Source organism: Paraburkholderia phenazinium, assembly GCF_900141745.1.
GTDB lineage: Bacteria > Pseudomonadota > Gammaproteobacteria > Burkholderiales > Burkholderiaceae > Paraburkholderia > Paraburkholderia phenazinium_B.
In genome coordinates this window covers 1,256,766-1,281,382 of the sequence record NZ_FSRM01000001.1, presented here as the reverse complement: position 1 = coordinate 1,281,382, position 24,617 = coordinate 1,256,766, and the positions used below count along the sequence as shown (strand labels likewise).

General features: G+C 61.1%; 25 protein-coding genes and 1 tRNA gene. 12 read left to right on the top strand and 14 right to left on the bottom strand.

The genetic code is table 11. The features are described 5' to 3' along the window. Positions 1-56 precede the first annotated feature (56 nt). Positions 57-539: a cyclic pyranopterin monophosphate synthase MoaC gene (gene moaC, locus BUS06_RS06020; protein ID WP_074263445.1), complete on the top strand. Its 483-nt coding sequence runs from the start codon at positions 57-59 to the stop codon at positions 537-539. A 77-nt stretch (positions 540-616) separates the two neighbouring features. Here moaC and BUS06_RS06015 read toward each other — a convergent pair whose 3' ends face one another. The 8 genes from BUS06_RS06015 to recA all read right to left on the bottom strand — a co-directional run bounded on the left by BUS06_RS06015 (position 617) and on the right by recA (position 9,116). Then, positions 617-2,401: a PglL family O-oligosaccharyltransferase gene (locus tag BUS06_RS06015; protein WP_074263444.1), complete on the bottom strand. Its 1,785-nt coding sequence runs from the start codon at positions 2,399-2,401 to the stop codon at positions 617-619. 111 nt (positions 2,402-2,512) lie between these two features. Then, complete coding sequence (locus tag BUS06_RS06010; protein WP_074263443.1) at positions 2,513-3,151, bottom strand: pilin; 639 nt, start codon at positions 3,149-3,151, stop codon at positions 2,513-2,515. Positions 3,152-3,301: 150 nt separating this feature from the next. Further along, positions 3,302-4,039, bottom strand: coding sequence for a TerC family protein (locus tag BUS06_RS06005; RefSeq protein WP_074263442.1), 738 nt, complete (start codon positions 4,037-4,039; stop codon positions 3,302-3,304). Positions 4,040-4,244: 205 nt separating this feature from the next. Next, positions 4,245-5,126: a succinate--CoA ligase subunit alpha gene (gene sucD, locus BUS06_RS06000; RefSeq protein ID WP_074263441.1), complete on the bottom strand. Its 882-nt coding sequence runs from the start codon at positions 5,124-5,126 to the stop codon at positions 4,245-4,247. Between the two features lie 122 nt (positions 5,127-5,248). Further along, positions 5,249-6,418 carry an ADP-forming succinate--CoA ligase subunit beta gene (sucC, locus tag BUS06_RS05995; RefSeq protein ID WP_074263440.1) on the bottom strand — a complete coding sequence of 390 codons (1,170 nt, stop codon included), beginning with the start codon at positions 6,416-6,418 and terminating at the stop codon, positions 5,249-5,251. After that, positions 6,415-7,152 carry a DUF2889 domain-containing protein gene (locus BUS06_RS05990; RefSeq protein WP_074263439.1) on the bottom strand — a complete coding sequence of 246 codons (738 nt, stop codon included), beginning with the start codon at positions 7,150-7,152 and terminating at the stop codon, positions 6,415-6,417. The genes sucC and BUS06_RS05990 overlap by 4 nt, the downstream gene beginning before the upstream one ends. Positions 7,153-7,249: 97 nt before the next feature. Further along, positions 7,250-8,086, bottom strand: coding sequence for a recombination regulator RecX (gene recX / locus BUS06_RS05985; protein ID WP_143787463.1), 837 nt, complete (start codon positions 8,084-8,086; stop codon positions 7,250-7,252). Then, positions 8,040-9,116 (bottom strand): recombinase RecA, encoded by a 1,077-nt coding sequence (gene recA / locus BUS06_RS05980; RefSeq protein ID WP_074263438.1) that lies wholly within the window; start codon positions 9,114-9,116, stop codon positions 8,040-8,042. The genes recX and recA overlap by 47 nt, the downstream gene beginning before the upstream one ends. 230 nt (positions 9,117-9,346) lie before the next feature. Here recA and BUS06_RS05975 point away from each other — a divergent pair, with 230 nt between their 5' ends. The 4 genes from BUS06_RS05975 to BUS06_RS05960 all read left to right on the top strand — a co-directional run bounded on the left by BUS06_RS05975 (position 9,347) and on the right by BUS06_RS05960 (position 13,747). Further along, positions 9,347-10,102, top strand: a complete 756-nt coding sequence (locus BUS06_RS05975) for a response regulator transcription factor (protein WP_074263437.1) — start codon at positions 9,347-9,349, stop codon at positions 10,100-10,102. A gap of 9 nt (positions 10,103-10,111) precedes the next feature. Beyond that, on the top strand, positions 10,112-11,653 hold the full coding sequence (locus BUS06_RS05970) for a sensor histidine kinase (protein WP_074263436.1): 1,542 nt from the start codon (positions 10,112-10,114) through the stop codon (positions 11,651-11,653). A 230-nt stretch (positions 11,654-11,883) separates the two neighbouring features. Then, complete coding sequence (locus BUS06_RS05965) at positions 11,884-13,542, top strand: MFS transporter (RefSeq protein WP_074263435.1); 1,659 nt, start codon at positions 11,884-11,886, stop codon at positions 13,540-13,542. A 128-nt stretch (positions 13,543-13,670) separates the two neighbouring features. Further along, a tRNA-Met gene (locus BUS06_RS05960) sits at positions 13,671-13,747 on the top strand. A 187-nt stretch (positions 13,748-13,934) separates the two neighbouring features. On the opposite strand, the gene BUS06_RS05955 is transcribed toward BUS06_RS05960, so the two are convergent. The 4 genes from BUS06_RS05955 to BUS06_RS05940 form a co-directional block, all read right to left on the bottom strand. Continuing rightward, positions 13,935-14,219, bottom strand: coding sequence for a hypothetical protein (locus BUS06_RS05955; protein ID WP_074263434.1), 285 nt, complete (start codon positions 14,217-14,219; stop codon positions 13,935-13,937). Between the two features lie 55 nt (positions 14,220-14,274). Next, complete coding sequence (locus tag BUS06_RS05950; protein WP_074263433.1) at positions 14,275-14,664, bottom strand: DUF2917 domain-containing protein; 390 nt, start codon at positions 14,662-14,664, stop codon at positions 14,275-14,277. A gap of 349 nt (positions 14,665-15,013) precedes the next feature. After that, the gene (locus BUS06_RS05945; protein ID WP_074263432.1) at positions 15,014-15,193 is read right to left on the bottom strand and encodes a hypothetical protein; all 180 of its coding nucleotides are present in this window, start codon (positions 15,191-15,193) and stop codon (positions 15,014-15,016) included. Positions 15,194-15,382: 189 nt separating this feature from the next. Further along, entirely contained in the window at positions 15,383-16,600 is a 1,218-nt protein-coding gene (locus BUS06_RS05940; protein ID WP_074263431.1) for a sensor histidine kinase, read from the bottom strand. 277 nt (positions 16,601-16,877) lie between these two features. Here BUS06_RS05940 and BUS06_RS05935 point away from each other — a divergent pair, with 277 nt between their 5' ends. The 4 genes from BUS06_RS05935 (at position 16,878) to BUS06_RS05920 (ending at position 18,637) form a co-directional block, all read left to right on the top strand. After that, on the top strand, positions 16,878-17,240 hold the full coding sequence (locus BUS06_RS05935; RefSeq protein WP_074265933.1) for a response regulator: 363 nt from the start codon (positions 16,878-16,880) through the stop codon (positions 17,238-17,240). Between the two features lie 126 nt (positions 17,241-17,366). Next, positions 17,367-17,723, top strand: coding sequence for a response regulator (locus BUS06_RS05930; protein WP_429439272.1), 357 nt, complete (start codon positions 17,367-17,369; stop codon positions 17,721-17,723). 29 nt (positions 17,724-17,752) lie between these two features. After that, complete coding sequence (locus BUS06_RS05925; RefSeq protein ID WP_074263429.1) at positions 17,753-18,139, top strand: response regulator; 387 nt, start codon at positions 17,753-17,755, stop codon at positions 18,137-18,139. A 60-nt stretch (positions 18,140-18,199) separates the two neighbouring features. Further along, a complete protein-coding gene (locus tag BUS06_RS05920; protein ID WP_074263428.1) occupies positions 18,200-18,637 on the top strand; it encodes a response regulator in 438 nt (145 codons plus the stop codon). 68 nt (positions 18,638-18,705) lie between these two features. Here the strand turns inward: BUS06_RS05920 and BUS06_RS05915 are convergent, their stop codons facing one another. Then, on the bottom strand, positions 18,706-19,152 hold the full coding sequence (locus BUS06_RS05915; protein WP_074263427.1) for a MarR family winged helix-turn-helix transcriptional regulator: 447 nt from the start codon (positions 19,150-19,152) through the stop codon (positions 18,706-18,708). 213 nt (positions 19,153-19,365) lie between these two features. Here BUS06_RS05915 and BUS06_RS05910 point away from each other — a divergent pair, with 213 nt between their 5' ends. Next, positions 19,366-20,853 carry a DHA2 family efflux MFS transporter permease subunit gene (locus BUS06_RS05910; protein ID WP_438803535.1) on the top strand — a complete coding sequence of 496 codons (1,488 nt, stop codon included), beginning with the start codon at positions 19,366-19,368 and terminating at the stop codon, positions 20,851-20,853. A gap of 45 nt (positions 20,854-20,898) precedes the next feature. Here BUS06_RS05910 and BUS06_RS05905 read toward each other — a convergent pair whose 3' ends face one another. Beyond that, positions 20,899-21,639: a FadR/GntR family transcriptional regulator gene (locus tag BUS06_RS05905; RefSeq protein WP_083611352.1), complete on the bottom strand. Its 741-nt coding sequence runs from the start codon at positions 21,637-21,639 to the stop codon at positions 20,899-20,901. A gap of 221 nt (positions 21,640-21,860) precedes the next feature. Here BUS06_RS05905 and dgoD point away from each other — a divergent pair, with 221 nt between their 5' ends. Together dgoD and BUS06_RS05895 are read left to right on the top strand one after the other, a co-directional pair. Beyond that, on the top strand, positions 21,861-23,009 hold the full coding sequence (gene dgoD, locus BUS06_RS05900; protein ID WP_074263425.1) for a galactonate dehydratase: 1,149 nt from the start codon (positions 21,861-21,863) through the stop codon (positions 23,007-23,009). A 156-nt stretch (positions 23,010-23,165) separates the two neighbouring features. Beyond that, entirely contained in the window at positions 23,166-24,398 is a 1,233-nt protein-coding gene (locus BUS06_RS05895) for an MFS transporter (RefSeq protein ID WP_083611495.1), read from the top strand. The last annotated feature ends 219 nt before the right edge of the window (positions 24,399-24,617 follow it).

Below are 24,617 nucleotides of genomic sequence, written 5' to 3'. Positions count from 1 at the left end.
CGGGTTGCCATCCGCATCGCGCTGGTATGATTGGCGCTCTCAGAAGGAGCCCCACCATGCCTGAACTCACCCACTTCGACGCCGCCGGCCAGGCGCACATGGTGGATGTCGGCGCCAAGCAGGAAACCAAACGCATCGCTATCGCGCGCGGCTCGATCCGTATGCTGCCGGAGACATTTGCGCTCATCCGCGACGGCAACGCCAGGAAAGGCGATGTGATCGGCATCGCTCGCATCGCTGCGATCCAAGGAGCCAAGCGCACCGCCGATCTGATTCCGCTGTGTCATCCGCTAGCCCTTACCCGCGTCAAAGTGGATTTCGAACTCGACGAGACGCTGCCCGGCGTGCATTGCACGGTGCAGGTGGAAACGTTGGGGCGCACAGGCGTGGAGATGGAAGCACTGACCGCTGTACAGGTGGGACTGCTGACGGTCTACGACATGTGCAAGGCGGTGGACCGCGGCATGACGATCACCGATGTGAAAGTGCTGGAGAAGCACGGCGGGAAGTCTGGGGACTGGGTGGCAGCGGCTGGGTAAACGCTGCTTCTGCGCTTACCCGCCCTTCCGGTGCGTTTTCGTTCATCCCGCGTCGCGCTCACGCGCGAAGCTCGGACTCAATCGTCGCTATCGTCGTCATCCTGATTGACGTCTTTCGGCGGCATACCGTACAGCTTGATCAGTTCCGCCTTGAAGCCAGCGAGACTCTTCTGCTCATCGCACAGCTGATACAGATAGGCCTGTTGCGACGGCCAATCCTTCAATTCTTCCGCGAAGATCTTCAACCGCACGACGGTGTCGAAAGCGCCGTTCGTGTCGCCGCTCAGCGCCTGCAGCACCGCATAACGTCGCAACACCGTTTCGCCCGGCAGCAACGCGAGCGCCTGCCTGTGCATGGCGAGCTTGCGAGCGAGATCCTGGGCGTTCATCGGCAGCAGCGTCGCCATCCCGTACTCGCCCCATGCACCGAACAGGAACGATGGATCGCTGGCGTATTGCTGCGCCGGACTCGAGCCGTAGTACAACACCTCCGAGCGGTTGTAGTCGCGATAGACCGGATACAGCGCGGCCAATCCAACGAGCACGACCACCGCGTAGACGCCGAACGACACGCGGCTCGGCACCAGCCGCAACGAGCGCGTCTCCAGCAGGCCAAACACGAACATCGCCGGCAGCAGGAAGAACATGTACTGCTGCGGATACTCGACCAGCGCGTGCATCACCAGCACGCCGATCAGCGCTACGCCGAACACGCGAGCGGCCGTGTGCGGAGCACGCACCACGCGCACGAGCCACGCCAGCAGGCCGAGCAGCACGATCGCAAGGCCGATCAGGCCGGTTTTACCTAGCAGATCGAGGAAGATGTCGTGCGAGTTGTTAGCGATCTCGACGGCGCCCAGCGACCGCACATAGTCGAACTGGTAGCGCGGAAACTCGCCCCAGCCAACGCCGAGCAACGGATGCGCCTTGAACATCGTCCAACCGTATTTCCATAGCGCAAGGCGTGGCGCGATCTGACCGGCATCCTTGAAACGATCGGCAGCGGATTCGGCCAGACCGAGCTGATAGTGCACATTGGCCCAACGAACCAGCGCGTTCACGACGAAGAACAACACGCCGAGCGCTACTGGCGTCAACCATTCGCGGTTACTGCGCCGCAGAACCGGATTGCGCCGGACTTCGGCAAAGGCCATCCAGAACCCAGCCACGACGATCACGCCCATCTGCAACCACGGCCCACGTGAGACGGTCAACGCAAGGCCGCCCGCAAAAACCACCGACAGCAGCGCCCACAGGATGAGCGGAAGCCGCCGCGTCTGTACCAGGAACAAGGCGCCGGTCATCGCGAAGGCGATGTAGGTGGCGAGGTGGTTGGCCTGCGCCATGTTGCCGAACGGCCGGCGATCGACCGTGATGTTGTACGCAACCACGAGCGGCGTGACCTTGGTCTCCAGATGGAACACCTGGATCACCTGGCAAAACACTGCAAACAGTCCGCCGATAATCAACGCGTAGGCGGCCCAGCGCAGCACCTCCTCGCTCATCCTGACCCGGCTGAAGGTGTAGCCGGTGTGGGTCGCCATGAAGGCCGCCAGCAGATAACCGGCACCGAGCCAGTTCATCGACGGCTGCTCGACCTGCAGCACAAACGTCTGCACCACCAGCAACAGGCCGAACAGCAGTGGCACAAGCGCGACCGTGGGCGATTCAAACTCGAAGCGGCGACGCTCCGTCCAGGCCAGCAGCACCACGGCCGCGCTGGTCAACACATACAGCGTCAGCGCGGTAAATTCCGCGTAAAAGGTCGGAATCGGATAGGTATGGTTGACCACTGCGTAAGGCAGAATCAACGCACAAGCCAGTATGGCCAGAGATAAAAAGCGCGCAAATGGGGTGGGCATGAGGAACCGGGGGCGTCAGCAACCGGCGCACTATACAAAAAAATCCTCCCCCTGTGCGCCGGACGGCCTCAAATATCCCGAAATCGGCAAGTCCGTTTCCTTACCGAACCATCAACTGCGGCATTCGGGCGGCGCCAGATTGGACGGCAACGTCGGCGGATCCGCTGGGCTCGGGCCTGCGCCCGGCGCGGGCAGTGACGAAGCCAACTTGCCACCCGCAAAGCACTCCCATGTCAGCGTCCCCGGTTGGGCCGAGCCTTTGACTAGCGCGATCCGGGCGGTCGGCGTATCGGCGTTGTCGGGCACCGACGGCACCAGCACCAGCGTATTGCTGCCGGACGGCGCGACGCGCGTGGTGAAGACCACGGTGATCTGACCTGTGTCGTCATCCACATGGACCGATTCCACATTCTTCGTGGCGGTTGGCGGCGCATAACCGCCCCCGAACGCCGCGCCGCTGGCGGCGTTTTCCGCCACCGCGAGCCGCGCCGACGTGGCGAGCGACAGGCCCTCGCCTACCCGGCTGCGCGCCAGATAGTCCTGATACGCGGGGATGGCATAGGCCGCAATCACCCCGACAATCGCGAGCACGATCATCAGTTCGATCAACGTGAAGCCGAGCTTGCGGCTGACCCGGGCGATCCGCGTGGGCCATTGCACGCCAGGGTCGGAGATCGGTGCGCCTGCAGCAGGGTCGTCGCGCCGCAAGAGCACGCAACGGAATGAAGAGTTGGGGAGAGAAACGGTCATCGGCAGGCTCCAGAAACGAAAAACGCCTGCCCCGTGAATCGGAACAGGCGCATTGATCGTAGCCAGCCACGGTGATTCTAAACAGTCAGCCAGATGGCTAACGTTGGACCTGATGATGGGCCTGTGAAAGCGTGAAGCCGTGCCCTGTTGTCAATGCGAACCCGGGGGCGCATTGGGCGGCAATTGAGCCGCAGCCCGCTCGGCATTACGCCGTTTAAGCACGTAACCAAGGATCACAACGAACAGCGCTCCCGCGATGCTCATACCGTACTCGGCCACGGGCGAGTCGAGAATCGGCCAGCGGTCGCCGGCCGGATCGTTGATGATCAGGCCGCCCGCAATCCAGCCAAGCAGTGCGGCACCGAGCGTAATTACGATCGGGAAGCGGTCCAGCAACTTCAGCACGAGCTGACTGCCCCATACGATCAGCGGAATGCTGACCAACAGCCCGAAGATCACCAGCGCCAGCCGATGCTCCGGGTCCGCCGCTTCCGCCGCGCCGGCAATCGCGATCACGTTGTCGAGGCTCATGACCGCGTCGGCGACGATGATGGTCTTGACGGCAGTCATTAGCTTGTCAGCGGGCTTCACGTGCTCGTGAGCGTCGTGTGCAGGCGCCATGAGACGGACGCCGATCCACAGCAACAACAGGCCTCCAGCAAACTTCAGCAGCGGCACGTCGAGCAGCACTACCGCAAACGCGATCAGCGCGACGCGCAGCAGGATTGCCCCCGCCGTCCCCCACAACACGCCCTTGACGCGCTGCGCCGGCGGCAGATTGCGGCAGGCGAGCGCGATCACCACCGCGTTATCGCCACCCAGCAGGATGTCGATCACGATGATCTGGATAACGGCCCCCCAGTGGAGCGTGGCGAAGAATTCGAGCATTGAATGCAGGATAGACGGCGATTGGAACCGGGCAAAGCGCGATGAAACTGCGTGGGACCGGAGTAAGCGCTAAAGCGCTAACGCCGGTCGACATAAAAAAGCGAGGGAGCAATTGCTCGCTCCCTCGCTTTTTAGGACTTCGCTCTTACGAAAGGACTTCGTAAGAGTATCAAAAAACGGGCCGGACTGGCTGGCCTATTTCGATTTACAGCATCGCCTTCAGAAGACGCGCCATTTCCGACGGGTTCTTCGTGACCTTGATACCGCATGCGTCCATGATTTCCAGCTTGGCTTCAGCCGTATCCGCACCGCCTGAGATCAGCGCGCCTGCGTGACCCATGCGCTTGCCGGCCGGAGCCGTGACACCAGCGATGAAGCCAACCACCGGCTTCTTCATGTTGCCCTTGATCCACTCAGCCGCATTCGCTTCGTCCGGACCACCGATTTCGCCGATCATGATGACGGCGTCCGTTTCCGGATCGTCGTTGAACATCTTCATGACGTCGATGTGCTTCAGACCGTTGATCGGGTCGCCGCCAATACCGACTGCCGACGATTGGCCGAGGCCGATTGCCGTCAACTGGCCGACTGCTTCATACGTCAGCGTGCCCGAACGCGACACGACGCCGATGCGGCCCTTGCGGTGGATGTGACCCGGCATGATGCCGATCTTCAGTTCGTCCGGCGTGATCGTGCCCGGGCAGTTCGGTCCGAGCAGCAGCGTCTTGCTGTTCTTTGCGCGCATGCGTGCCTTGAGCTCGATCATGTCACGGACAGGAATGCCTTCCGTGATACAGATTGCGAGATCCAGATCCGCCTCGACGGCTTCCCAGATCGCTGCCGCTGCGCCTGCGGGCGGAACGTAGATGACCGAGACGGTTGCGCCCGTTTCAGCCTTCGCTTCCTTCACGCTTGCGTAGATAGGAATGCCTTCGAAATCTTCGCCGGCCTTCTTCGGGTTCACGCCCGCGACATACGCTTCGCGGCCGTTTGCATATTCACGGCAGGCACGCGTGTGGAACTGACCGGTCTTGCCGGTGATGCCCTGCGTGATGACCTTCGTGTCTTTATTGATCAGAATCGACATGTATTGACCTCTGTTCGTTTGGCGGGCGCTCTGGCCGACTGCGCGGCGGAATGTTCTCCGCCCGCGTCGCCGTGCGCGCCGCCATTCGTAATCTGGCTAATCCTGGTAAACGCCCGGCAGGCTTACGCCTTGCCCGCAGCGGCCGCGACGACCTTCTGAGCCGCTTCTTCCATGCTGTCTGCCGCAATGATCGGCAGGCCGGATTCAGCCAGCATCTTCTTGCCCAGGTCTTCGTTCGTGCCCTTCATGCGGACCACGAGCGGCACCTTCAGCGAGACAGCCTTCGAAGCTGCAATCACGCCTTCCGCGATCACGTCGCAGCGCATGATGCCACCGAAAATATTGACCAGAATGGCCGTCAGATTCGGGTTCTTCAGCATGATCTTGAACGCTTCCGTGACCTTCTCGGTCGTGGCGCCACCGCCCACGTCGAGGAAGTTCGCCGGTTCGCCGCCGAACAGCTTGATGGTGTCCATCGTTGCCATTGCGAGGCCAGCGCCGTTCACGAGGCAGCCGATGTTGCCGTCGAGCGAGATGTACGCGAGGTCGAACTTCGAGGCTTCGACTTCAGCCGGATCTTCTTCGTCCAGATCGCGGTAAGCGACGATTTCCGGATGACGGAACAGGGCGTTCGAATCGAAGTTGAACTTGGCGTCCAACGCGATGACCTTGCCGTCGCCGGTCAGGATCAGCGGGTTGATTTCTGCGAGCGACGCGTCCGTTTCCCAGAATGCCTTGTACAGGCCTTGCAGGATTGCACGAGCTTGCGGCAGCGAAGCGGCGGGAACGCCGATCTTCGTTGCCAGTTCATCCGCTTCCGCATCCTTCAGACCGGTCGACGGGTCGACGGCGATCTTGTGGATCAGCTCAGGCGTCTTTTCCGCGACTTCTTCGACGTCCATGCCGCCTTCGCTCGAAGCCATCACGACGACCTTCTGCGAGACGCGATCGATCACGAGGCCGACATACAGTTCCTTCTTGATGTCAGCGCCTTCTTCGATCAGCAGGCGGTTCACCTTCTGGCCTTCCGGGCCAGTCTGGTGCGTGACGAGTTGCATGCCGAGGATCTGGTTCGAGTACTCGCGAACCTGCTCCAGCGACTTTGCGACCTTCACGCCGCCACCCTTGCCACGGCCACCCGCGTGGATCTGAGCCTTCACGACCCATACCGGGCCGCCGAGCTCTTCAGCGGCCTTGACCGCGTCATCCACCGAGAAGACCGGCTTGCCGCGCGGTACCGCGACGCCGAATTTCCGCAGGATTTCCTTACCCTGGTACTCGTGAATCTTCATGCGTGATTCCCTTCAGTCTGAGAGTTGGATTGAACTTCGTTTCCGCTGCTGTCGTTCAAACGGGACGTGCCGCTGCCGTTGCCGGCGGACTGGCTTTGCTCGCTTGCTGCATCCGCGCGTTCCGCTGAACGCGGCGCACGACCATACCAGCGCGGATAAAACTGTCGCACCGCCTCACCATCGAATCGCAGCGCGTGGCAGCGACCCAGCTGGAATGGCGGCTTGTCGTTTGAGTGCTCGTCTGAGGCTTGAGGTGAAGCGTCCCCTGAATCCGCTTCGTGTGGCGGCTTGCCATCATTGGTATTCCACACGTCGCCGGCGAACGCCTGAATGGCGGCCGTAGGAAGGAAAGCGCACAACTCGGTGAGATGCGTGCAACCTGCCGTGCCACCGAGCAAACGGGCGGCTTCGCGACGGAAATTGTGGAACAGATTGAGCCCGATGAGGGCACGATAGGCGGGATTGGTGGCTTCGCACAGACCGGGATAGGGCACCCAGTCGGACGACGCTTGCGCGTCGACAACGTTGAGCTTGCGATCGATCGTAATGCGGAGCCAGAGTTCATGGATCGGCTGACCGTTGGGCCGGACGCCCGACGCAAGCGCCACGTCACGTGGCTTTTGGTCGGTTAGGCACGCCTCTATGTCCCACAGGCCGTCCTCGCGCTCGTAAGCTTCCGCACGAATTGCGCGGCGATGGCGCAACTGACGGGAGACGGGCGGGGAAAGCGACATGCGGAAGGAAAAGGCCGAATTGGAAAACCACCTGATTTTAGCATACCGGGTATTTGAGACAGGTTGGATTGTGCACAGCACCAATCCGGGGGCAGGGCTAATCGCCTGACCACTCGTCGTCCAGACCCTTGAGAATCTTGCCGATCGTCGCGCCGGAAAACCCCCGTGCGGCGAGGAAACGCGCTTGCCGCGCGCGTTCCGCGGGCGTTTCCGGAAGCTGACCGTATTTTTTGCTCCAGACGGCCTGGGCACGTGTGAGCTCGGTTTCGCGCAACTGTGCGCTGGCTTCCTCGATGAGTGTCTGGCCAACCGCATGGCGCTTCAATTCACCGACGATCCGGCTGGCGCCAAGACGCGATGCGCGGCGATGGATCAGGCTTTCGGCAAAGCGCGAATCGGACAGCCAGCCCTCTTTCTCGAGTGAATCGAGCAAGGTATCGAGAGAATCGGCCTCTTCGACGAAGGGCATCAACTTGCGCGAGAGTTCGGCACGGCTGTATTCGCGGCGAGATAGATAGCCGAGTGCGCGACCCTTCAGGGAGCGGCCAGGGCCTTTTGATTTGGCGGCGCGGTCTTGATCGGGACCAGACTTATCGTGGTTTCCGCCTCGAGCCTCGCCCGGTGTGCGGCGTGAGCGGGTGTAGGTGGTTTCTGCGGGCGAACCGGCGGTGTCAGTGTTGCCGCTTGGCCCCGCCAGTGCTGAACCCCGCCGCGCGGAGGATGCGCGGCCAGAAGCTTGATCGTGCGCGTCGAAAGACTCGAACGGATCGAATGACGATTCGGGTGAACCCAGTGACCCGGTCAAGTCACTTGGGTCACCGTCGCGCGGGCCGTCCGCATCACGCCCTGCATTGGATACAGGTCGGCCCTTGCGTATCACGCGGCGATTACTCCTCTTCGCCTGCGAGTTCAGCGCCTGCGCCGGCAGCAACATCCGCCATCGCATTCACGCCCAGCGATTCACGGATGCGGTTCTCGATTTCGCGTGCGATCTCGGGATTTTCGCGCAGGAATTCGCGTGCATTGTCTTTACCCTGACCAATACGCTCGCCGTTGTAGCTATACCAGGCACCGGCCTTGTCGACGATCTTCGCGGACACACCCAGGTCGATCACTTCACCCTGACGCGAAATGCCTTCGCCGTACAGGATGTCGAAAATCGCTTCGCGGAACGGCGGCGCCACCTTGTTCTTGACGACCTTCACGCGCGTTTCGTTGCCGATCACTTCGTCGTTCTTCTTGATCGAGCCGATACGACGGATGTCCAGACGCACGGATGCATAGAACTTGAGCGCGTTGCCGCCCGTGGTGGTTTCCGGATTGCCGAACATCACGCCGATCTTCATACGGATCTGGTTAATGAAGATGACGAGGCAGTTCGTGCGCTTGATCGTGCCGGTGAGCTTACGCAGCGCCTGCGACATCAGACGCGCCTGCAGACCCGGCAGCGAGTCGCCCATTTCGCCTTCGATTTCGGCCTTCGGCACGAGTGCCGCGACCGAGTCGATCACGATCATGTCGATCGAACCCGAGCGCACCAGCGCGTCCGCGATTTCCAGCGCCTGTTCGCCCGTATCCGGTTGCGAGACCAGCAGATCGTTCACGTTCACGCCGAGCTTGCCCGCGTACTGGATGTCCAGCGCGTGTTCCGCGTCGATAAATGCTGCCGTGCCGCCGAGCTTCTGCATTTCAGCGACCACTTGCAGCGTCAGCGTGGTTTTACCCGACGATTCCGGCCCGTAGATTTCGACCACCCGGCCACGCGGCAAACCGCCGACGCCCAATGCGATGTCGAGCCCGAGCGATCCCGTTGAGACCACCTGGATATCTTCGACTGCCTCGCCTGCGCCGAGCCGCATGACCGACCCTTTGCCGAACTGCTTTTCGATCTGCGCGAGCGCGGCAGCCAATGCCTTGCTCTTTTCAGCAGTCAGTCCAGCCGGGCCTTTCTTGCTTTCTTCCATGAATCGTCCTTTGCTATGATGAACGGCGTCTGAGGCAGGTGTGCGGCCCATTCATCACAGACAGCACACTAAACGCAGACACTGTATAAAAAAACAGTAGTTTTGGCAAGCACGATTCGCACATCGATGCATTTATGTGTGGTCAAACTGCACCAAACTACCCACAAAATCTTTGGAGACCGCTGTGCGCCGGGATTTCTACGGTGCCGGCAAGGCTAGGCTGGCGCATCATGCGAATTCTCATTGCCGAAGATGACAGCATACTCGCGGACGGTCTGATTCGATCACTCCGCCAATCGGCATACGCCGTTGATCATGTGAAGAACGGCGTCGAGGCGGATACCGCCTTGTCGATGCAAACTTTCGACCTCCTGATACTCGATCTGGGCCTGCCACGCATGTCCGGACTCGAGGTGCTGCGCCGTCTGCGGGCACGCAATTCGAACCTGCCGGTGCTGATTTTGACCGCCGCCGACAGCGTCGACGAACGCGTCAAAGGCCTCGATCTCGGCGCCGACGACTACATGGCCAAGCCGTTCGCGCTCAATGAACTCGAGGCCCGCGTGCGCGCGCTGACCCGCCGCGGCGCGGGCGGCGGCCCGACGGTGGTAAGGCACGGTTCGCTGTCATTCGACCAGGTCGGGCGTATCGCCTATATCAACGAGCAGATCATCGAGCTGTCGGCACGCGAACTGGGCCTGCTCGAAGTGCTGCTGCAGCGGATCGGCCGGCTGGTATCGAAGGAGCAACTGGTCGATCATCTGTGCGAATGGGGCGAAGAGGTCAGCAATAACGCGATCGAAGTCTACGTGCACCGGCTGCGCAAAAAAATAGAGCCAAGCGGCGTGCGCATCCTCACCGTGCGCGGCCTTGGCTACTGCCTGGAGAAGGCCACCGCGGCAGTGGGGACAACAGGAACTCCCGAATCCAATACGCCCTCCTCACCCGCATCCGCCCAGATGCCCGCGAGCCACCCCTTCAAATAGAGAGCGCTCATGTCCGCACGCGCAGAGCGCGCCGCGGCGCCAGCGGTGGACCTCGACGACGAGGCGCGCGACGCCCGCTACGCGAACCCGTTCGCGCCACCCGACGAAACCGAAGCCGCCGCCGGGGCACGCCCGCGCTCGCTGTTCGGCGAGATCCTCGACTGGATGCTGGCGCCGCTGCTGCTGTTGTGGCCGATGAGCATTGCGGTCACTTACCTGGTCGCCAAATCGATCGCCAACGGCCCGTTCGACCGCGCGCTCGAAACCGATGCGTACGTGCTGGCCCGCCAGATCCATCCGGTGAACGGCGTGGCGGAGCTGTCCCTGCCCGCTGCGACGCGCGACTTCTTGAGCGCGGATAACGTCGATAAGGTCTTCTATCAGGTGCTGGGCACGCGCGGCGAGCTGGTGAGCGGCGATCGTGATATGCCGCTGCCGCACGAGGAAGACCGGCCGCCGCCGGGCCTCGTTGAATTCCGCGACGACGTGCTGCACGGCAACGACATCCGCGTCGCTTACACGACGGTCGAGTTCCCGCACACGCCGGGTGCGTTGCCGGTGCTCGTACAGGTGGGCGAGACGCTTGACAAACGCAGTCAGCTCGCCAACGACATCATCAAAGGCGTGATCCTGCCGCAGTTCGTGATCCTGCCGCTCGCGATCGTGCTCGTGTGGTTCGGACTCTCGCGCGGGCTCGCTCCGTTGCATGCGCTGCAGGCGCATATCCGCGCGCGGCGTCCCGACGACCTGTCGCCGCTCGAAGCGCGCCGCGCTCCGCCAGAGATCGAGCCGCTAGTAACGTCGTTCAACGATCTGCTAACGCGCCTCGAACAGAATATGGAGTTGCAAAAGCGTTTTATCGCCGACGCCGCCCATCAGATGAAAACGCCGCTCGCCGGTCTACGCACTCAGGCCGAACTGGCGCTGCGCCAGGACGTGTCTGCGGAGGTTCACCGTTCCCTCGAGCAGATCGCCACCAGTTCCGAGCAGGCCGCGCGGCTCGTCACCCAATTGCTGGCGCTCGCGCGCGCGGAAAACCGGCTGTCGGGACAGATTTTTGCGCCGGTCGAGATCACCGAAGTCGCGCGCAATGCGGTGCGCGACTGGGTGCAGGCGGCACTCGCCAAACAGATGGATCTGGGCTACGAGGGACCGGACGAAGCGGTTGAAATAGACGGCAGCCTGCTGATGCTGCGCGAGATGCTGTCGAACCTGATCGACAACGCGATCCGTTACACGCCAGCCGGCGGCCGAATCACAGTGCGGGTGCGTCCAGACCCGGCATCCAGCCAGGTACACCTTGAGGTAGAGGACACCGGGCTTGGCATTCCAGCTGCCGAACGGGCGCGGGTGGTCGAACGCTTCTACCGGATCCTGGGCCGCGAGGGCGACGGCAGCGGACTCGGGCTGGCGATCGTCCGCGAGATCGTCACCATGCACGGCGGCACGCTAACGATCGACGATAACGTCTATCAAAGCACGCCGCGTCTCGCCGGAACACTTGTACGCGTCAGCTTGAGGGCGCGAGAAACGGCCCGGGACTTACCCTAACGGGGGCCAGACTGGACCGCCGCAAATTTGCGACATAGCGCCATTTTAATCAACGATGGCTGATAATTAGCTTTAACTTAACGACAAATACCAACATCCGACGCCACATCTCCCCTACCACGATTTTGAGATGCCACGTCAGTAGGCCGTAAGTTTCCACTCCAATAATCCGAGACACGGGTACGCCTTGCGGGCGGACCGAGTACACATATCAATATTGGAGACGACATATGGCTACCGTTGGCGGGCAAATCTCCCACGTGCCGATGACGCACGAAGAGAAGCGGGTGATCTTCGCATCGTCGCTAGGCACTGTTTTCGAGTGGTACGACTTCTACCTTGCCGGTTCGCTGGCAGTCTTCATCAGCAAGAGCTTTTTCTCCGGGGTCAATCCCACAGCCGGCTTCATCTTCACGCTGCTTAGCTTCGCGGCAGGCTTCGCCGTGCGGCCGTTCGGTGCAATCGTGTTCGGCCGACTGGGCGACCTGGTCGGACGTAAATACACTTTCCTGATCACGATCGTGATCATGGGTCTGTCGACCTTCCTCGTTGGTCTGCTGCCGGGATATGCGGCGATCGGCATGGCTTCACCGGTGATTTTTATCGCTATGCGGTTGCTGCAAGGGTTGGCGCTCGGTGGCGAGTACGGCGGTGCTGCGACCTATGTCGCGGAACATGCTCCGGCCGGCCGTCGCGGCTTCTACACCGCATGGATCCAGACGACAGCCACATTGGGCCTGTTCCTCTCCCTGCTCGTGATTCTCGGCGTGCGCACCTCGATCGGCGAAGACTCGTTCGGCGTCTGGGGATGGCGCGTGCCGTTCATCGCGTCGATCATCCTGCTGGGCGTGTCGGTGTGGATCCGGTTGCAACTGCACGAATCGCCGGTGTTCGCGCGTATCAAGGCCGAAGGCAAGACGTCCAAGGCGCCGCTGACAGAAGCGTTCGGCCAATGGAAGAACCTGAAGATCGTGATTCTCGCGCTCATCGGGCTGACCGCCGGCCAGGCCGTTGTCTGGTACACGGGACAGTTCTACACGCTGTTCTTCCTGACGCAGACGCTCAAGGTTGCCGGTCCGACCGCCAACATCCTGATCGCGCTGGCACTCCTGATCGGCACGCCGTTCTTCCTGTTCTTCGGCTCGCTATCGGACAGGATTGGGCGCAAGCCGATCATCATGGCCGGCCTGCTGATCGCCGCGCTGACCTACTTCCCGCTGTTCAAGGCGTTGACGCACTTCACCAATCCGGCGCTCGAAGCCGCCACGCAGAAGTCGCCGATTGTGGTGATCGCCAACCCGGATGAGTGCTCGTTCCAGTTCAATCCGGTGGGCACGTCGAAGTTCACGTCCTCATGCGACATCGCGAAGAGCGCGCTGTCGAAGGCGGGCTTGAACTACGAGAACGTTGCGGCACCGGCGGGCACCGTCGCGCAGATCAAGGTGGGCGACACGGTGGTCAACACGTTCGACGGCAAGGCGCCGGATGCGAAGGAGCAAGGCAAAGCGTTCGACGAGACGCTCGGCTCGACGCTGAAGGCCGCCGGCTACCCGGCCAAGGCGGACCCTTCACAGATCAACTGGCCGATGAGCGTGGTGATCCTGACGATCATGATGATCTACGTGACGATGGTGTACGGGCCGATTGCGGCGATGCTGGTGGAGATGTTCCCGACGCGCATTCGTTACACGTCGATGTCGCTGCCGTATCACATCGGCAATGGCTGGTTCGGTGGCTTCCTGCCGGCGACGGCGTTCGCGATCGTCGCGGCGAAGGGAAATATTTACTCCGGGCTGTGGTATCCGATCGTGATCGCGCTCATTACCCTGGTGATCGGTCTGCTGTTCGTCAAGGAGACCAAGGACTCGGATATTTACGCGCAGGATTGAGGCTGGGGTTTTCTGGGGCTGGGCCAGCCTTATTCAGGCTGGTTCGGGCCGGGTCGCGGGGTTTGACGCCGTGCCGCGGCGGGGGTTGACAGGCGCCGCGACCATCTTCATAATCTCGCTTCTTCTTTGGCGAATTAGCTCAGCCGGTTAGAGCGACGGAATCATAATCCGCAGGTCCGGGGTTCGAATCCCTGATTCGCCACCAGTTTTACTAAAGCCCCGACTCGTCGGGGCTTTTCGTTTTCCGCGTGGCGAAGCAACTCGAAAGCTCGAATTCTCATCAAGCTTTCGCCATGGCAATCACCCATCTCCGTTATCCTGCCTTCATCGCAGCCGGACACCAGCCCTGCGTACCGAATATCGGTAACATCGTACCGGCTTCCGGTACCCCCTCATCGAGCACAAACCTCCATAGCCTGCACCATCGCATCCTGCTCCATCGGATTCTGAAAAAACGCCTCGAGACTCACATGCTCCTCGTTGGAGACTTGCTGCAGACATCGTGTGTTGTTTGACCTAACGCTCGACGGCGCCTTAACAACTGCCAACACGAACAACGCAAGTATCAACAGCATGTTGGCGATCCCCACCATCCATTGCCATCCCACCTCGGAAATGAGCCGCGCCTTCAGGGGCGCAGCCTGATCCATCACTTGTTTCTGAACACTCTTATTCATTTCGCATTCCTATTTAGTATGTCGCGACCGCTTCCACAATTTGACGTCAGCACCCCTACCTGGCCAGCGGCAACAAAATATCCAAAAGCCGCCGCAACCACCGCAAAGGTCTTCGCCTTAACAATCGCCTTCGCTCGACATACTCGCTCGTCAAAGTGACTTCCACCGGCCGGTCACCATCGGCGCTCAGCCAGATGCGCTCCCCGCGCGCGATCCGAATCACGTCGCCAACCTGCATCCAATAGTCGTGCGGGGAAAAAATGCGCGTGAGCCACACACGCGAGCCGTGTGCGCGGACCTCGCAGTCCGCGACGACCCGCCATGACACGGTCTGCCGTGGCACGAGACTCAGGTGAATCACCATCCGCGGCGCGTACGTCTCACGCACGGCATCATGATCACCGGATAACTGGGAGCAATCGAACTGCGGGTTAGCGTGTTGCATGGTCATCTCCGTCGATTGAGCCGACTGACGGAGAAGCCACCAAAAGAAAAAGGCCCCATCCGTTTCCGGCGAGGCCTTGTGACTTGCGTTACTGCTTACTGGCTAACGCGCACACGCCCCCGATGATCTACCCCATACGGTGATCATTCGGTGTTTAATCGCGATGGCGATAAGGGCTGGCGTGTTCATGTCATGAAGTTTCTATTGCATGGAATAGCTTGTCAATCAAAAATTTTGACAATGTTGACGTTAGCGCGACACGTATTCCTGCCGTTTAAGCGAAGCGCATCGTCAGTCAAGTGAGCGGTATCCGCACGCACCTTATCGACAACCGACAGCACTGCATTGATCACCAGATCGGGCCTGTGAAACTGGATGTAGTGGCTGGAGTCGTAGACCAGTTGATGCTGGCTTCTGGACGCCACGTCGCTTCATCATCCTGCATCTGCTTCCAGATCGCCCTGTCCTTGGCACCCTGCGCCGCACTTATCTTCATCTGCTGAAGTTCCTCTTCGGAGAACGGCTGCATGGCGGAGGAAACTCCTGGCGAGCTTGATGTCGCCGCCGAAACTCATAGGCGCTCCCCGTCACAACGATGAATGCGATCAGCACGGCAAACGCCGATGCAATACGGATAACCCATCGCTTCACAGTTGTCCCTTGTCGAACCCTGACGAGGGAGCAGAATGTTCCGCGAAAATAGCGACGTTACGACGGCTTAGCTCACCACCTCGAGTTCAAATGGAAATCGGATCTCAAACGTCGTCCCGCGCCCTTCGCGCGACTCGAAATGGATTTGTCCATGCAACACGCGGCAAAGCTCCTTGACGATTGCGAGTCCCAGTCCTGTGCCAGGAATATCGTCGCCGGCGGCGCGCTCAAATTCATCGAACACCCGGTCCGCATCCGAAGGCGCAATCCCGATACCCGTATCGGAGACACGAATGGACCAATGCCCGTCTCCCACGCGGGTCATGGCGAGTTCTATCTCACCGGCCGCCGTGTACTTGGTCGCATTCGACAGCAGGTTGAGTGCAACCTGTTTCAGCTTCAGGCGATTCGAAATCACCGGCGCCAGCGACGCGTCGAACGCGGTAAGCAGACGCAGGCGCTTTGCCTCGATAGCGGGTCTCGACGATATCACCAGCTCATCGAACAGCCCTCTCAAGTCGAATGGCTCGACGGCGAGCGGACTGCTATCCCCCAGCACGACCGAGTACTCCACCATCTGGTCGACCAGTTGCTTCATATCCGCCGCCTGGCGATTGGCCAACGTCAACGCAGCTTCCGCCTTCGCAGGTGCCCGTTCGATCAGCGCCAGAGCAACCGAAAACGCGTTCAGAAAATTACGCAGGTCATGCACAACGCTGCGGGTGATTTGCATCCGCGATTCATGCAGATCACTAACCAGCCGCTGATTGAACTTCAATTCGTGATTCGCGCGTTCAAGCTTGCCGGTGTACTCGTCGATTTTCCGGTCGCGTTCGTTGACCACCTCGCGTATCGACATCAAGGTGACGAGACTCAATGCCTCTGCAATCAGGCGACCCGCTCGTTTCTCATGGCGGCGCGTGAAGGCGCTTTCGGTCTCCGCGAACGCATCGAGAGCGTCGATCAGCGTCTGGTGAAACAGGTCGAGTTCGCGCACCAGTTCTTCGATCCGGTATCCCTGGCGCCAGCGCACCATGCCGTGCATTCGCGCGTCACGCTCGATTGCCGGCTCCACTTTCTCGAGATCTTCGGCTTCGAGGGCTAGACACAGCGCGTCGAGAATTTCCGGAAGGTGGTCGGCAAGCTGTTCATACGTCAGCTTGTCGGCTTCGACCAGATCGGCGTCGCCGAAGACCGCCTTCATCCATTGGTTGGTCAGGCGAAGCCGCTCGCGGCGAAGATAATTTGCGAACCCGCGCAGGGGCCCGGTAGGTGTATCGGTCATAACGGCCACTCAGTGAAGATCGTTTCTACAACAGGAATCTGCTTCTACCGGGTCAAACAGTTTAGGCGGTAAGCGCTGTGGCTCATCCGTACGACTTCCGCGCGGCTTCGCGCCCGTGGCCGTCATCGCGCAACCGGTTACGGCGCGGGCGTTGACCGTCGACCTCGCAGCCTTGCGCCAACTGATCGCTCGCCCATTATGACGCACCGCAAACAATGGAACGACTTTTGCATGCGCTAATACGGCCCAACCCATGCTCACAAACCGGCAGTCGCGAATGCACTCAATCTTGCTTGTGGATGACGACCCGGACATGCTCGCCGCATGGCAGGCTATTCTGGTCCACGAAGGATACGCGGTATGTTGTGCGCGCAACGGTCTGGAAGCCCTCGATCACCTGAAAGTCCGCATCCCCGATCTCGTGATCACCGACTGGATGATGCCGCTGATGGGCGGTGCGGAGTTGTGCCGTCAATTGAAAGCCCACCCTGAGCTGGGGCATCTGCCTATTCTCGTCCATTCGGCCGCGCCGCCGCGTGCCGAAGAAGTACAGACCTGGAATGCCTGCCTGCAAAAGCCCGCTCCTATGCAAATGTTTCTGACTACTGTCGAGGGGCTATGTAAGGGTGACCGATCTTGATGTGGCATGCGGCTTGCTGCTCGTCGACAGTCAACGTTTTAAAGGCGGTCGAAATTGTCCCAACTCCACTCTCCGTGCCAAACCTGGAGCGCTCGCAAGCTTCGTCTCCTGAACGCCGTACCACGCGTGCTGGTGGTCGACGATAACCCTGAAGCGGCCGAGGCCCTAGCCGTCTATCTGTCGTACGAAGGTGTGGAAACACGTACTGCCAATGGTTGTGGAGAAGCGTTGCGCTGCGTAAAGGACTGGGTTCCCGACGTAGTCGTGCTCGACATCATGATGCCGGAGCGCGACGGTTTTGAAACCGCCGAGGCGTTACGCACGTATCTGCCGACGACCAACCTCGGGATCGTGGCTTTTACCTCGCTTGACGACGACCATGTCCGCGAAACGGGAAAAGCGCGCCACAACTTCGATGGCTACTGCCGCAAAGGTACGGCCCCGGTGGCACTCCTCGCATTGATGCAAAAGCTTTGGCGCTAAGCCATTTCATGAGAACCAGACCTTAATACATGGCGCAAACAAAACAGATCCTTCTCGTTGACGACCAGGCAGACGCAATCGACGCCCTGGCCATGCTGCTCGAGCTGGACGGGCACGGCGTCCGCACTGCGTACAGCGGCGCGGACGCATTGGCCGTGGTTGAAACGTTTATCCCCGACGTGGCTTTGATCGACGTCTCCATGCCGGACATGAGCGGCATGCATCTCGTGCAGCTGCTGCGCAGCAACCCGGCGTTGGCGAACACGCGGCTGATCGCGCTCACCGGATACGCCGGCGACGCGGACAAGAAAAAAGCCGCCGAAGCGGGCTTTGACGCACACGTGACCAAGCCCGTGTCGATGGACCAGCTGACGCGCCTCGTCGCAGAAGCAGGCGGGGATCGCCCGGCAACCTAGGCGCCGCCCGGGCGGCATGGTTGTTGCGGAAAAGCAGAAGACTCCTGACTTTTTCGACCTATGTCTACCATTCTCCTCGTCGACGATGACGTCGATTCGCTCTGGCTGCTTCAACTGGCGCTCGAGGGACACGGCCACCACGTGATCCTCGCGGAGGACGGCAAAGCGGCGCTGGACAAGGCGAGCCGATGCCTCCCCGATTTGATCGTGACAGACTGGAACATGCCGGGCACGGATGGCGTCGAACTGTGCCGACGGCTAAAGTTTTATCCGGCGCTCGCCCAGATTCCGGTTGTGATGTCGTCGGGGCAGACTCCGCCCGCGGAAAAATCGGCGTTATGGACTGTGTTTCTTCCAAAGCCAGTTGAACTGAATACGCTTGAGTCAACCATCGATACGTTATTGGCGAAGCGTCTGGCGAGCCCTCACCACGCCACGACAATCGCAGCGCCGGCACCTTCGCGCTGGCAGCCGGCGCCAAGGAAACTCTGGAATTGACGCGGCGACTCCGGTCTGAACCGGATCGCGAGCGCCTGACGGGATCAAGGGCGTCTTTCAATGGCCGCCTACCGGTCCACAATCCGGCTGAGATTGCCACGCACCCGCTGCAGCAGCGCGATGAACTGTCTGGCCTCCTCATCGCTGAAGCCGCTCAGGCCCTCCGCCGCCACTTCGTCGCCCACCTTGCGGGCCTTGCCGAGCGCCCGCTCCGCCTTGGGCGTCATCCGTACCTGACGCTCGCGGCGATCCTCGGGATTGCTCCAACGCTGGATCCAGCCACCCTCTTCCATGCGGTCCAGCAGGCGTCCGGCTGAGATCGGCGCGACTTCGAGCAGATCCGCGAGGCGCGCCTGGTTGACGTCGCCATAGTGCGCGAGATACGCGAGGGCGCGGGCTTGCGCGCGGGTCAGATCGACAGTCGACTTGGCGAGGTCGTCGAAGCGCTTGCCGCACAGGCGGCCAACGTCCGAAATCAAGAAGCCGAAACGCTCTTCGAATTGGGCTTTTTCCATCGCGCGATTATACGAAAGCAGGAGCTAAACGGGCGGCGAACAGCAGTCCGGTACCTGCCTATAGACGGCCGTCCTCGTACTGTTCCTAGTAGTCGCGTAGTGTGTGCTCCATTATACTAAGCATGCTTACTATCTTTCTCCGCGTAGCCCAATCGTCCGTCCATGTCTGCAGAAACCTCGTCAGGGAGCAGTACCGCCGCGCTTAACCGGCCCATGATCACCGTCTCGATCATGCTCGCCACCCTGATGCAGACGCTCGACAGCACCATTGCCAACGTGGCGCTGCCGCACATGCAGGGCACGCTGTCCGCCTCGCAGGACGAAATCACGTGGGTGCTGACCTCGTACATCGTCGCCGCCGCCATTGCCACGCCGCTGACCGGCTGGCTGTCCGACCGGTTCAGCGTCAAACGGCTGCTGGCCTTTTCCATCGCGGGCTTCACAATAGCCTCGGCGTTGTGCGGCATGTCGGAAACGCTGACCGAGATCGTCGCCTCGCGCCTGCTACAAGGTATTTTCGGCGCGTCGCTGGTGCCGCTGTCGCAGTCGATCCTGCTCGACATCAATCCGCGCGAGAAGCAAGGTCAGGCGATGGCGGTGTGGGGCATGGGCGTGATGGTCGGTCCGATTCTCGGGCCGACGCTCGGCGGTTGGCTGACCGACAGCTATAACTGGCGCTGGGTTTTCTTCATCAACCTGCCGATCGGCGCTTTCGCGCTGTTCGGCGTCCTGACGTTTCTGCCGAGCAAGGAACCCCGCCACGACGTGAAGTTCGACGCCTTCGGCTTCGCGACACTCGCGCTTGCGATCGGTGCACTGCAGGCGATGCTCGATCGGGGCGAGCAACTCGACTGGTTCGGCTCGAATGAAATCGTCACTGAGGCATTGCTTGCGTCCATCAGTTTTGCGTTCTTTCTGGTGCACACGGCGACAGTCGGCAAGACATCGTTCTTCAAGTCCGAGTTACTGAAAGACCGCAACTTCGCCACCGGCACGTTCTTTATCTTCGTGATAGGCGCGGTGATGTACGCCACGCGCGCGCTGCTGCCGCCGATGTTGCAGACGCTCATGAACTATCCGGTCGCGACGACCGGCCTGGTCACGGCGCCAAGCGGCGCTGGCACGATGATCGCCATGCTGTTTGCGGGACGTCTGCTCAAACGGATCGACGCGCGCCTGCTGCTGCTCTCAGGATTCCTCATTTCTGCGTTCGCGCTGTGGCAGATGATGCACTACACGATCGTGCTCTCCGCGTCGGATATCGTATGGCCGGGCGTCATTCAGGGATTCGGGCTCGGCCTCGTCTTCGTGCCGCTGAGCGCGCTGACGTTTTCCACTCTCACGCCACAGCTGCGCGCAGATGGCACAGCCACGTATAGCCTGATGCGCAATATCGGCAGCAGTATCGGCATTTCGATCGTGCAGACGTTAATGACGCGCGGCACGCAAGTCGCGCATTCGGATCTCGCCGCGAACGTCAACCTCTTCAATCCACTCATGCGACCGATGCTCGAAAGCGGATCGGCGTACGACCTCGCGGCGATGAACGTTTCAATCACGCAGCAAGCGGCGATGATCGCGTATCTGAACGATTTCAAGCTGATGTTCGTGGCGACGCTGCTGGTCGTTCCGCTGTTGCTGCTGATTCGGCCGGCGCGCAAGGTGCCGGATGCGACGGTGGCGCACGCGGCGATGGATTGACGCGACGGCCTGGCTGCGCGGCCCCGAAGATTAGCGACTCACCGCTCAGCCTTCGATCCGCCGCCGCGTAACGCCGAGCAAACCCGCCATGGCCAGCTGCGCTGCTATCGCATCACGCGCGCGGATCGCTTCGAACACGGCAGTATGTTCAGCCAACGAGGCGTTATAGACCTCCGCCCGCTTCGCATTCAGTCGCAACTGCGCTTCCAGCGTGCGCTCGATCAGCGTGCCCAGCGGAATCAGCAATTCGTTGCTGCACGCGGCCAGCACGCTGATGTGAAAGCGCAGATCGGCCCGCACCCATTCGTCGACGTTACGCGCGGCCACCATCGCCGCGTGCGCCGTTTCGAGTGCATCGAAAGTCTCCGGACTGTGCGAAGCGGCAGCTAACGCTGCGGCATAAGGCTCGATCATCTCGCGCATTTCCTGCAACTTGAGCGCGAACGTCATCGGCTCCGCGACGCGCGAATACCAGTCGAGCACGTCGACATCGAGCAGATTCCACGCATGCCGCGGCCGCACCCGCGTGCCGACCCGCGGACGCGACTCGATCAGCCCTTTGGACGTCAGCGTGCGCAGCGCTTCGCGCAGCACCGTGCGGCTCACGCCGAATGTCTCCATCAACTCGGCTTCGCGCGGCAGGATGGTTTCCGGCGCATAGTCGCCGCGCAGAATGGCGGTGGCCAGTTGTTGGGCGACACGCCCGTGCAGATCGTGTTGGATAGGTGCTCTCCCCGCCGTCTTCCGGCGCTCTTTATGTTTGGAACGAACGCGATTATCCGGCATCCCAACGGTAAATCCAGCGCGCCCGGCGACCGTATGCTTGGCGTCAATAGTACTATTAATAGTACTTAAAGGCGATTTTGTTGTAGGATGTGACTCCTCAGATATCGCGCCGATGGACGCGTGCGCCTCAGCAAGCAGCGCCCACCGGTATTCGCCAGCCCATGACGGGCCTCGTTTGCAGACAACCCGTGCAGCCAGGCCGCCACCAGGAGACGCTCACCATGAAAATCACCAAGCTCGAAACCTTCATCGTCCCGCCGCGCTGGTGCTTCCTCAAGATCGAAACGGATGAGGGCATCGTCGGCTGGGGCGAACCGGTCGTCGAAGGCCGCGCGCATACCGTCGCGGCTGCGGTCGAAGAACTGTCGGACTATCTGATCGGCAAAGACCCGCTGCTGATCGAAGACCACTGGCAAGTGATGTACCGCGCGGGCTTCTACCGCGGCGGCCCGATCACGATGAGCGCGATCGCCGGCGTGGACCAGGCGCTGTGGGACATCAAGGGCAAGCACCACGGCGTACCGGTGCATGCGCTGCTCGGCGGACAGGTGCGCGACAGGATCAAGGTGTACTCGTGGATCGGCGGCGACCGTCCGAGCGACGTCGCCAACAACGCGCGCGCCGTAGTCGAACGCGGCTTCAAGGCCGTGAAGATGAACGGTTCGGAAGAGCTGCAGATCATCGACACCTTCGACAAGGTGCAGGGCGTCATCAATAACGTAGCAGCCGTGCGCGAAGCCGTGGGGCCGAACATCGGCATCGGCGTGGACTTCCATGGCCGGGTGCATAAGCCAATGGCGAAGGTGCTCGCCAAAGAGCTCGACCCGTACAAGCTGCTGTTCATCGAAGAGCCGGTGCTGTCGGAGAATGCCGAGGCATTGCGCGACATCGTCAACCAGACCAACACGCCCATCGCACTCGGCGAGCGTCTCTACTCGCGTTGGGATTTCAAGCACATTCTGGCGGGCGGCTACGTCGACATCATCCAGCCGGACGCCTCGCACGCGGGCGGCATTACCGAGTGCCGCAAGATTGCGTCGATGGCCGAAGCGTATGACGTCGCGCTCGCGCTGCACTGCCCGCTTGGCCCGATCGCCCTTGCCACCTGCCTGCAGATCGACGCGGTTAGCTATAACGCGTTCATCCAGGAACAGAGCCTGGGCATCCACTACAACCAGGGCAACGACCTGCTCGACTACATCAAGAATCCCGAGGTCTTCAAATACGAAGACGGCTTCGTGTCGATTCCGCAAGGCCCGGGACTCGGTATCGAGGTCAATGAGGAGAAGGTCCGCGAGATGGCGAAGGTCGGTCACCGCTGGCGCAATCCGGTGTGGCGTCATACGGACGGCAGCGTCGCCGAATGGTAAGCCGCTGATCCGATGAAACGCCGCCTGCGGGCGGCGTTTTTGCTTCAGGCGAGATCTGAAGCACGAGCCATAAACCGGCCATTGTAAAAAGGAGTCGTGGTGGAGACATCCACATTCGAAACCCAGGCGACCGGCAAACGCCACCGCCTGCTGGTCATGCTGTTCATCACCGTCGTCATTACCTATCTGGACCGCAGCAACCTGTCGATCGCGGCCACCGCCATCGCGCAAGATCTGCAGCTCGACCCGGCCCACATGGGGCTGGTGTTCTCGGCCTTCGGCTGGTCGTACGCCTTGCTGCAGATTCCCGGCGGCATGCTGGTGGACCGCGCGCGGCCCCGGCTGATGATGGCGCTGATCATCGGACTGTGGTCGATTGCCACCGTCCTGCAGGGCTTTGCCAGCGCCTTTGCGCTGCTACTGTCGCTGCGCGTGCTGCTCGGCGTGCTCGAGGCGCCGGCCTATCCGACGCTCAACCGCATCGTCACCACCTGGTTCCCCGACAGCGAGCGGGCGCGCGCCATTGCCGTCTACACCTCCGGCCAGTACGTTGGCCTCGCCTTCCTGACGCCCGCGCTCGTCCTCACCCAGCAGCACTTCGGCTGGCACGGCATGTTCATCCTGACGGGACTCATCGGCGTGGTGTGGGCGCTCATCTGGTACGCGCTGTATCGCGAGCCGTCCGAAGCAGCCGGGATCAACGAGGCGGAACTCGACACGATCCGCCGGGGCGGCGGCCTCGTCGAACTCAGCAGCGCCAGCGTGTCTCGCGCACGATACAACTCGGCCGACTGGCGTGCCGTGCTCGGTAACCGCAAACTCTGGGGCATCTATATCGGCCAGATCGCCGTGACTTCGACGCTGTGGTTCTTTCTGACGTGGTTTCCCACCTACCTCGTCAAATACCGTCACATGGACTTTCTGAAAGCCGGCTTCATGGCCGCCGTGCCGTTTCTCGCCGCTTTCGTCGGCATTCTGGCCTCCGGCCTGATCTCCGACGCCATGATCCGCCGCGGTGTGTCGGCTACGGTCGCGCGCAAGGTGCCCATCGTCACGGGCTTGCTGCTGTCCACGGCGATTGTCGGCGCGAACTTTGTCGACAGTCCCTCGATGGTCATCCTCTTCATGGCCATCGCTTTTTTCGGCAGCGGCTTTTCGTCGATCACCTGGGTGCTTGTCTCATCCATGGCGAAAAAAGAACTGCTCGGACTCACCGGCGGCATGTTCAACCTGATGGGCAACCTGTCGTCGATCTGCGTGCCGATCGTGATCGGCCTGCTCGTCAAGGGCAACGACTTCGCGCCGGCGCTCGTTTTCATGAGCGCGGTCGGCGTGGTGGGCGCGCTGTCGTATTTGTTTCTGGTCGGCCGCATCGAACGGATCCGCTAGGCGGATGAGACACCTCCGGCGACGTTACGTGCGCTAGCGAACGCAAGAGTCTCAGTTACGTAACATCCCGGACCGAATCGCTTTAAAAGCGCCTTCCACGCACCTCCGCGCATCCCACCGACTCGCCTGAAAGCCTTTCTGGTATAGGCTTTCAGCTCTCCCGCCACAACCGCATTTCCCGCTTGGCCCACTCCTTGCTTTTTAGCAGTCAAAGACGAT